Source organism: Streptococcus sp. HMSC072C09 (assembly GCF_001813105.1).
GTDB lineage: Bacteria > Bacillota > Bacilli > Lactobacillales > Streptococcaceae > Streptococcus.
In genome coordinates, this window is the sequence record NZ_KV811505.1 from 71,763 (window position 1) to 81,646 (window position 9,884).

A 9,884-nucleotide genomic window follows, 5' to 3' on the forward strand; every position below is an offset into this window, starting at 1 on the left:
TATAATCCCCTTTTTGGATCTCTAAATTGTAAACCACCTTTGCTTCTGGACTACCACTTTTATTTTTATTCACTCCAACTAACTGCCCAGCATCCGTAAGGACCTTTAGACTCATATCAATTCCTTCATCCTCACTCATCTTCGCATCGTCTGGTAGTTTTTGTTCATTTGAAACGTCAATTGCTCCTCCTGTTTTTGAATTATCTAAGAAGATGACCTCTTTATGATTCATCCCATAATCAAATTCAACTCCCTGATGGAAGCCATAGCGGAGCATTGGCTCTCCTTTTGCATCCCGCCATAGATAAGCTTTGTTTCCATGCCGGTCATAGACAACCGGAACCACATTCACTCGTAAAGGATCCCCTGATTTCGAACCTCCGTCAAAGATAATCGGAGAAAATTCAATTTTACTGATACCTGTGAAATTTTCCTTCACGTACAAAGCCGTTTGTTCTTCCAATAGACGGAAAGAATGTTTAAAAATGCTCTCCTCTTCAAGCGTCAAGCCCTGAGCTGTTCGATGGGGTTTCTTCAGCCAGACCATTCCTACACCCAGAATGACGACGATCACCAAAAGGATTCCTATAATCTTTTTTCTCATCTTTACCTTCTTTGTTCTAGTTCTTTTCTTATACCCTATCATAAAATCAAGGGAATTGCTAACTCAAAGCAAAAAATCCCCCACTCTTTCAAGCGAGGGATAGCTGATAAACATCAGTTGTTCGTTGGCGTCTTATTTACGACGTCCTGGACGTTCCTTGTAACCATAGTATGCATCTTCGATGATTTCTTGCATATGGTCTACCATTGGAAGACGTGGGTTAGCTGGTGAACATTGATCTTCATAAGCAAGGAAGGCCAATTCACGAGAATGTTTCTTCCATTCTTTTTCATCGATGCCTTGTGCTTTGAAGTTCATTTCGATACCACAGCGTTCACCGAGTTCGTATACAGCTTTTGCGTAAGCTTCAACGGCTTCTTCTGGAGTAGAGCATGGAAGTCCTAGCATACGAGCGATATCTTGGTATTTTTCATCTGCACGGTAGTAGTTGTACTTAGGCCATGTAGCTGTCTTAGCTGGGCGTGTACCGTTGTAGCGGATAACGTATGGAAGCAAGATGGCATTGGTCCGTCCGTGGATGGTGTGGAATTGCGCACCGATCTTGTGGGCCATTGAGTGAGAAATACCGAGGAAGGCATTGGCGAAGGCCATACCTGCGATGGTTGATGCATTGTGCATCTTTTCGCGTGAATGGAAGTCCGCATTCTTGACTGAGCTTTCCAAGTTTTCAAAGACAAGTTTAATAGCTTGAAGAGCAAGACCATCTGTGAAGTCGCTAGCCATTTGTGATACGTAAGCTTCTGTCGCGTGCGTCAAGACGTCCATACCAGTGTCTGCTGCAACAGATCCTGGAACTGTCAATACCAAGGCAGGGTCTACGATGGCAACTGTTGGAGTCAATGAGTAGTCTGCGATTGGGTATTTACGGTTGTTTGCTTTATCAGAGATAACGGCAAATGGAGTTACTTCAGATCCTGTACCAGATGTTGTTGGGATCGCAATAAATTTAGTCTTCTTACCAAGCAATGGGAACTTGAAGGCACGTTTACGGATATCCATGAATTTTTGTACCAAGTCACGGAAGTCCACTTCTGGTTGTTCGTAGAAGAGCCACATAACTTTGGCCGCATCCATTGGTGATCCACCACCGAGAGCAATGATCGTATCTGGTTTGAAGGCACGCATGATCTCTGTACCACGTTCAACAGTTGTGATATCTGGATCTGGTTCTACGTCTGCAAAGATTTGGTAAACCACCTTGTTGCGACGAAGGTCAAGCTGTTCGATGATACGATCAAGGAAACCAAGCTCTACCATAGCGTGGTCTGTAACGATCATGACACGTTCAACGTCACGACATTTTTGTAGGTATTCAATTGAATCACGTTCAAAGTATGTTTTTGAAGGAAGTTTCATCCATTGCATGTTATTTCTCCGGCGTCCGACTTTTTTGATATTCAAGAGGTTGATGGCACTAACGTTGTCCCCAACAGAGTTGCGTCCGTAAGAACCACATCCAAGTGTTAATGATGGCAAGAAGGCATTGTAAACATCCCCGATACCACCGAAAGTCGAAGGAGAGTTGCAGATCACACGAATGGCTTTGACTGCTTTACCAAATTCTTTGGTCAATTCTTCATCAGCAGTATGGATGGCTGCTGAGTGACCAAGACCGTTGAATTCAACCATTTGGCGAGCTTTGTTAATTCCGTCTTCACGGCTTTCCGATTTCAAAACAGCGATAACTGGTGACAATTTTTCACGAGTCAACGGTTCTTTTTCACCAACTTCTTTACATTCTGCCGCAAGGATATTGGTTCCTTCTGGTACAGTGAAGCCAGCTTGTTCAGCGATCCATGCTGCTGGTTTCCCAACGATGTCCGCATTCAATTTCGCACCTGCACAGTTCTTGCTATTGGCTTTTACGCCGAAGCAGAACTCTTCAAGAAGGGCTTTTTCTTTTTTGTTGACAAAGTAAGTGTGGTAAGATTTGAATTCTTCAACAAACTCATCGTAGATTTCTTTATCGATGATGACCGCTTGTTCAGACGCACAGACCATACCGTTGTCAAATGATTTAGACATGACGATATCGTGTGCTGCTTGGCGGATGTTGGCTGATTTTTCAACGTAAGCAGGCACGTTTCCGGCACCAACCCCAAGAGCTGGTTTTCCACAAGAATAAGCAGCTTTCACCATGGCGTTACCACCGGTCGCAAGGATCGTAGCAACTCCTTCATGGTTCATCAGGGCACTCGTTGCTTCCATAGAAGGTTGGGTAATCCATTGCACACAGTTCTCAGGTGCTCCAGCTGCAATTGCCGCATCGCGTACGATTCGTGCCGCATGAGCAGATGATTCTTGAGCAGATGGGTGGAAGGCAAAGACGATAGGGTTCCGTGTCTTCAAGGAAATCAAAGCTTTAAAGATTGCTGTTGAAGTTGGGTTGGTTGTAGGTGTGATTCCGCAGACAACTCCGACTGGCTCAGCAATCAGGGTCAAACCAGTGACATCATCTTCTGAAATGACACCAACTGTTTTCGTGTGACGCATGTTATTTACTACGTGTTCACAAGCGAACAAGTTCTTCGTCGCCTTGTCTTCAAAGACTCCACGACCAGTTTCTTCATAGGCATGAAGAGCGAGCTCACCGTGAGCGTCAAGAGCCGCCACAGATGCTTTCGCCACAATGTAGTCTACTTGCTCCTGATCCAATTTGCGCATTTCTTCAAGCGCCACCAGCGCTTTTTGCACCAACTCGTCTACGTGTTTTTCAGCAGCGAGTTTCTTTTCTTCAGGTGAGAGAGTTTTTTTATCAGCCATTTGATGCTTTCCTCCAATGTTTGAAACCCTTATCCTTTTCTAGAACTTTTTCATGTTTTCTGAAATTTTCAAGAATAGTGTAAGAAATTTCGATTTGTTAATTATTTCACAATATAATTGTACTCTATTTTGAGATTTTTGTAAACACTTCCAAGCAACTTTCACAAAGATTTTTTTGAAGTTTGTGAAATTTTTATCAATCTTATTGATGTGAAAGCAATTGTCTAGCAAAATTGTGAAAAAATAATTAAAAAAATTTTTTCTTCACAAAGAGATGTTTTCAATTGATTTTTGTAAGCGTTTTCTTAATCTTACTAAAATAAGCAACTTTTTACAAGTAAAAAGTTGCTTTTTGTTTTATTTTGTTAGGATTTGTTTTGTTTCAGTTTCAGAGAAGCATTGTTACTTCTTGACCGGACCTTTTTCGGCCTTATCAAGGGCTTCTTTGACTGTTTGAGCATAGAGTTCCCCACCATTGGTTTCCATATTGAAGTGAACAGAGTCTGTTCCCACCCAAATGTTTGGATTTTCAATTGCTACTTGGTACCAGTCCGCAATCGTGATAAAGTCGTATTTCTTAGCTAGTTCCAACTCATAAAGACGCGTTTGAACCGATTCACTGGACTGATCGTTGGCATAGCGACCATCATATGGTGTCACAAGGATCAGGCGACGGCCTTTTGGAAGTTTCTCAACATACTGATCCAGCAATTCTTTGTAGTTACTTACAGTATTGGTTCCTAGGGCAATGACCACATTTTTTAGGAGAACTTTATTGGAGATATCGGTCTCAAAGACCTTCATTCCATTTTCCAACTGACGGCTCACCACTGCATCGATCTGGATGCCAGGGATGGCTTTAATCAGGTAGTCCTGCGCTCGCAAGTTAACCGAATCACCGATCATGGTCACACCATTTGAGACGTTATAGTCTGTTGCAGTCGCATTGTCTACCTGCGTCCGTGTGACCTGCATTTTGCTGTCTGCTTGATTGAGCCCACTCACTACCAAACTCTCATCAAAAGCTCCGACGGTTGGTGCAAAGGCAGAGATCCCGATCATCAAGAGAGCTAATGGAATCATGAGGTAAAAGATTGGCTTGGTCAAAAAGCTGAGATCCATCTTCATACCAAAGACACGAGGCTCCTTGCCTGCAATGGTTGGCTCCAAAATATAGAAGGACAGAGCCGTTAGAATCAAGGAAACGATCGTCGTCACAAGGGCTGCCATCATATTTCCCAAATGTTGAGAGAAGATGATAAAGAAAGGCCAGTGGAAAAGGTAGACACCATAACTGGTATCTGCCAAGAAATTGAGGATGGCTGGTTCTTTTTTATCTGGCGTCTTCTCATGGAGAATGCGGGCCGACAGAATCATGGCACAAGCTGCGATTGTCGCTGCTAAAAAGCCAAACAGATAGGTCCACAAGCTATCAAATGGCAAGAAAAGACTGAGCACAAACAAGAAGGCAAAGCTTCCACCCAAGACCGATAAGGTCTTTTTCATGCTCCAAGACTGCACCAGCTTTGTAAAGTTCGGGCTGACATTGGCAATCCCTGTCACCGTTGCTAGGCATGATCCCGCAAAGAAGGGGAAGATGTGAGTGAAGCTAGAAAAATAGATGGTGGAGAAATTAGCTGTCAGAAAGGCGCGGATGAACATGGACAAGAAGGTGAAGAGAAAGAGCCCACTGGATGCCAGGAAGAGCATGCCTCGGTACTTTCCAACCGTCTTAGCCCGCTTAGCCAAGAACCATGCCAAAAGTGCCCAGAGCACATAGTAATGCACTTCTAGGGCCAAACTCCAGGTATGAAGGAAGAGATGCGGAATGAAGTTGCTTTCGTAACTACCACCCGTTGCCATCTCAAAGAAATTGGTCACAAAACCAAAGACCGCCGCAATCTGAGTCCCAATACCAGCCACATAGTCCCGTTGGACCATAAAGGTAAAGGGCATCACGACCAAGACCATAAAGACAAGGGGTGGTACGATCCGGTAAAAGCGCCGTTTCAAGAATGCCAGGTAGTCGATTCCTTGCTTGCGCGCAAATTCATCGATCAAGAGCGCTGTAATCAAAAATCCTGAGAAGGTGAAGAAAATATCTACCCCAATGAAGCCTCCAGGAAAGGCTTTTTGGAAGAAATGGTAAAGCAATACCAATAAGAGTCCTGTAACACGGACTAGTGAAAACCATTTAATGCGCATTTTGATAAATCCCCTGCTTGAATGTTCCTTTGTATACGACGTTGGCTTCTGTGGTTAAGGTGCCTTTGCCCTCCGGCTGGCCGTTGACAAACTGCCCTTCATAGGTCCATCCATCCTTAGACTTGAACTTTCCATAACCACTAAAAGTGCCGTTGACGAGGTTACCTGTATAGGTATCCCCATTTTTAAAGGTGACGGTTCCCTTGCCATTCATCTTGCCACGGACCAAACTTCCGTCGTAACGGATCGCCCCCTTGTCCAAGGTCAAGACGCCCTGACCTGGAATGGCTGAAAGGAAAACCAGCAAAGCAGATAGAATAATCACGACTAATGCTGCTATTTCTAAATTTTTTCGCGTCAGATAGACCTTATAAGTCTCATAAAATTCTTTCATATTCTGTATTCTCTCACATATCAAACTCTTAAGAAGTTGCTAACTGATCTAACCAAGCCTTACAGCCACTCAGGACTCTGGAATAGGTCTCCTCAAAATCACCGGTATACCACGGATCTGGCACACTTTCAGCAGCAAAAAGATGAATCTTGTATTCTGTTCCTGCAGGAGCCATTCGCTTCAGATCTGCTACATTGTTTTCGTCCATCCCTAGGATCAAATCAAAGTTGTAAAAATCCTCTTCCTTGATCTGTAAGGAAGTCTTAGCCGGATTATACGGGACCTGGTGTTGTTGAAAGATTTTCTGGGTTCCCCGATGGATGGGATTGCCGTGTTCCCAGCTAGAGGTGGCCCGACTTTCAATCTCATACTGATCCGTCAAGTCCTTCATGACAAACTCCGCCATGGGGCTCCGACAAATATTTCCTAAGCAGACAAAGACGATTTTTTTCATGATTCCACCTAACTCCTTGTTCGGACTGCCCAACCTAGCTGAGCTCTTGGCTTTCCACTATGGAAAACCAGCATACTATTACTATTATAACAAAAATGTGACAGAAAGATGACAAAGTGGCTCCATCATTTTAAAGAAAAATCAGATTCCTTTTTCAAATCTGATCTGTTTTTCTATTTTGGAAAACGAACCTCTAATGGAGGCCATTTACTCTGCCAATCCTTCTTTTTCATCCGCTCTGTATAAACCGCTAAACGCTCTGGGCTGGCTAAAAAATGTGGAGTCGGCTGAACGATGAAGTCTTCGATATCCTTTGTCCCATAAGGGAGAAAGAGCTCTAGCTGACCATCTTTCCTTAGGCGAACTGCAAGTGCCGTACACTGCTCGGGGTATTTGGAAACCGCATCACAGGCACTGCGATATGGAGCTGTCCCCGGGCTATGCTGGTGCATGTAGACTTGATTTTTCACTTCCCAAGCGTACTGGGGATAGGTCTTCTTTAATTCCTGCTCGATCTGCAGAGTCTCCTCATAACTGATCGTAGGGTCATAAAAGACCAGATCCAGATCTGTCGTCGCATCAAACCCTGGTCTGCCAGAAAGCTGGTTCCAGACGAAATTGCGCACCGCGCCCGCTGCTAACCAGGCATCTGCCAAGTCTAGATCTCGAATAATGGCCAAGACAGTCATCATCTCCGGATCCGCTTGAATTTGTTCTACTATTGCTTCTTCCGTCAGCATCTTCTTCTAGTCTCCATTATAGGGATAACCCAGGTGTTCATAGGCCTTGCGGGTTGCCACGCGCCCTGTTCGGGTCCGCATGATAAAGCCTTTCTGAATCAAGTAAGGCTCATACATATCTTCTACAGTCTCTCGCTCTTCGGCAATATTGACCGATAGAGTCCCAAGCCCGACCGGGCCACCGCCGTACATCTCAATCATGGTACGCAGGATCTTTTGATCGACATAGTCCAGTCCTTCATGATCCACATCCAGCATAGAGAGGGCCTTGTCTGTAATGGTATCGTCAATCAAGCCATCGCCCATGATCTGGGCAAAATCACGCACCCGCTTAAGCAGACGGTTGGCAATCCGAGGAGTTCCCCGACTACGAAGAGAAAGTTCTTCGGCAGCCTCGTGGGTAATCTCCATCTCAAAGATCTCGGCGGTCCGCTCGACAATCTCTGTCAGATCATCTTGCTCATAGTATTCCATGTGCCCCGTAATCCCAAAGCGAGCGCGCAAGGGATTGGACAGCATCCCAGCTCGAGTCGTCGCCCCAATCAGAGTGAAGGGAGGAAGATCCAGGTGGACACTCCGGCTAGTCTCGCCAGCACCAATCATAATGTCGATGTAAAAATCTTCCATGGCGCTGTATAGCACTTCTTCGACTGACATAGGCAGACGGTGGATCTCATCGATAAAGAGGACATCGCCCGGCTCTAAGTCATTAAGGATGGCTACTAAGTCACCAGCCTTTTCAATGACAGGACCGGAAGTCTGCTTGAGATTGACACCCAGTTCATTGGCAATGACAAAGGCCATGGTGGTTTTCCCAAGCCCCGGAGGGCCAAAAAGAAGGACATGATCCAGCGCTTCATCCCGAAGCTTAGCCGCCTCAATAAAGATTTTCAGCTGGTCCTTGACCTTATCTTGACCAATATATTCATGTAAATATTGCGGGCGCAACGTCCGTTCAACGGCCTCTTCATCGCCCATGATTTCATTGTCTAAAATTCTACTCATACAGTCTATTATAGCAAAAAATGATACCTTCGGTACCATAAATAGAATGTGTTTTTTAAAGATCTTGATTCTCACTTGCGTTCATTAGAAAAAGTTGAAAGGTTGCCCTCATCGCCAACCTTTCTTTTTATTATACGGTCCCTTCTTCATCTATCGCTCACCATTTCACTTTATAATTATTTCCTTTAATGATAAAATTAAAGCAACAACGTTTAGGAGGTAAATTTATGTTTACTAAAACAAAGAAGATCCTTTTCGGTTTCTTGGCATTCTTTGCAGTGCTCCTTATTGCGGGATGTCAGTCTTCTCCATCGCAGTCTTCTCAAACAGATAAATCTCCTCAAACAATAAAAGCACCACAAGATCTTACAAAGGATCAACAAGGAACTTGGAAATGGACTGACCAACAAATGACCATTCAAAAAGTATTCCTAGCTTCTAATATCAAAAAACTAGCCGCCGTACTAATGCTTGATGACTTCGATAAGGTTAAGATGACGATGACTATTAAAGATAAAACCGTTGAATTGAAGTACCATTTTGATTACAGAGAACTGTATGAGGATCAAGCATTTGCAACAGGAGAGAACAAAGCGAATTATGAATCGTATTTAAAAAATAAAACTGCTGAATTTAAGAACTACATTCCAAATTTGAAACATACAAAGATTACTCTTGACGAACCTAATTATGCCTATGATTACTCTCTAACTGGAGAAATCGATACGCAGAAACATACTATTACGTTCCCTGAAACACCTACATTTTTAAGTAGAATTGTTATGGGAACCACGTATAACTCGCTTGTACCAATTACTTATACTTACACCGTTGAAGGTAACCAAATAACACTTTATGCTGAAGGTAAAGATGAACAAAGTCATTTTAGAGTAATACGTCTTCGTTTCAATTACGTAGGAGACAATCATTAGAAGGAGTGATCAATCATGAACAATATGAAAAAAAGTTCCCTATGGATGTTTTCCCTTCTTGCTCTTCTATTTGTATCAGGATGTGGGCAACAGAAACAACAGCAACAGAAACAGCAAACAACCGCTGAGACTACAACAGTTGCACCTACCCCAGTCTCACTAGAAGGAGACTGGAAAGCTGTAGATTTTAGAGATACAGTAGAACGTACTTTCTTAATTTATTATGATGATGCTAATAGTCGATTAAAGGTTACTGAAGCCTTCCAAGATATCGTTCCGACTCTAAAAATTACAGGAACAGATGTAACTTATTCTTATAGTGCAGATATGAATAAGTATATTGATTTTTATGCTGAACAGAATAAAGATAAATATCCTACAAAAGAAGAAGCTACTGCCATCCTTCTAGGCGTAAGAGAAAAGAAATTTGGAAGTTTTAAACATCAAACTGGAACGTTTGATAACGATACAAAAGTGTTAACTGCAACGTTAAATGATGGGGTTTTAAACGAGAATGCAAAAACGATCGTATTCCCTGAAGTGCCAAACATCTTTGGAGTTCTACCACTTTATATAAATTCTACAGACGTACCAATTACTTATCACTACGAATTGAATGGTGACATCCTTACAATTTACGCTGAAAAAACATTCGAAGAAACAGGAGCACATCTCGTTTATCCAATGAAATTCAAGAAAGTTTCAGATCCTAAAACTAATTAAATAGCTCACTGAGAGTGGGACAGAAATCGGTAATTCGTTAGAA

Annotated in this window: 9 protein-coding genes; 2 read left to right on the forward strand and 7 right to left on the reverse strand. The window is 43.1% G+C overall.

Translation table 11 applies throughout. From position 1 onward, the window contains the following. The 7 genes from HMPREF2893_RS09845 to ruvB form a co-directional block, all read right to left on the reverse strand. The coding region (locus HMPREF2893_RS09845; protein ID WP_070675942.1) for a hypothetical protein at positions 1–604 on the reverse strand (604 nt) is incomplete at its 3' end. A 132-nt stretch (positions 605–736) separates the two neighbouring features. Then, positions 737–3,388, reverse strand: a complete 2,652-nt coding sequence (adhE, locus tag HMPREF2893_RS09850; RefSeq protein ID WP_070675944.1) for a bifunctional acetaldehyde-CoA/alcohol dehydrogenase — start codon at positions 3,386–3,388, stop codon at positions 737–739. 402 nt (positions 3,389–3,790) lie between these two features. Beyond that, positions 3,791–5,593 carry an acyltransferase family protein gene (locus tag HMPREF2893_RS09855; protein ID WP_070675946.1) on the reverse strand — a complete coding sequence of 601 codons (1,803 nt, stop codon included), beginning with the start codon at positions 5,591–5,593 and terminating at the stop codon, positions 3,791–3,793. Next, positions 5,583–5,987 carry an MORN repeat-containing protein gene (locus HMPREF2893_RS09860; RefSeq protein WP_049498138.1) on the reverse strand — a complete coding sequence of 135 codons (405 nt, stop codon included), beginning with the start codon at positions 5,985–5,987 and terminating at the stop codon, positions 5,583–5,585. Before HMPREF2893_RS09860 ends, HMPREF2893_RS09855 begins: the two co-directional genes overlap by 11 nt. A 28-nt stretch (positions 5,988–6,015) precedes the next feature. Continuing rightward, on the reverse strand, positions 6,016–6,441 hold the full coding sequence (locus tag HMPREF2893_RS09865) for a low molecular weight protein-tyrosine-phosphatase (protein WP_049498139.1): 426 nt from the start codon (positions 6,439–6,441) through the stop codon (positions 6,016–6,018). A 173-nt stretch (positions 6,442–6,614) separates the two neighbouring features. Further along, positions 6,615–7,181 (reverse strand): nucleotidyltransferase family protein, encoded by a 567-nt coding sequence (locus HMPREF2893_RS09870; RefSeq protein ID WP_070675949.1) that lies wholly within the window; start codon positions 7,179–7,181, stop codon positions 6,615–6,617. A 6-nt stretch (positions 7,182–7,187) separates the two neighbouring features. Beyond that, positions 7,188–8,186: a Holliday junction branch migration DNA helicase RuvB gene (ruvB, locus tag HMPREF2893_RS09875; RefSeq protein ID WP_045760104.1), complete on the reverse strand. Its 999-nt coding sequence runs from the start codon at positions 8,184–8,186 to the stop codon at positions 7,188–7,190. A gap of 227 nt (positions 8,187–8,413) precedes the next feature. On the opposite strand from ruvB, the gene HMPREF2893_RS09880 reads away from it, so the two are divergent. Beyond that, a complete protein-coding gene (locus tag HMPREF2893_RS09880; protein ID WP_229100956.1) occupies positions 8,414–9,118 on the forward strand; it encodes a hypothetical protein in 705 nt (234 codons plus the stop codon). A gap of 15 nt (positions 9,119–9,133) precedes the next feature. Further along, complete coding sequence (locus HMPREF2893_RS09885) at positions 9,134–9,841, forward strand: hypothetical protein (RefSeq protein WP_070675953.1); 708 nt, start codon at positions 9,134–9,136, stop codon at positions 9,839–9,841. Positions 9,842–9,884: the final 43 nt, after the last annotated feature.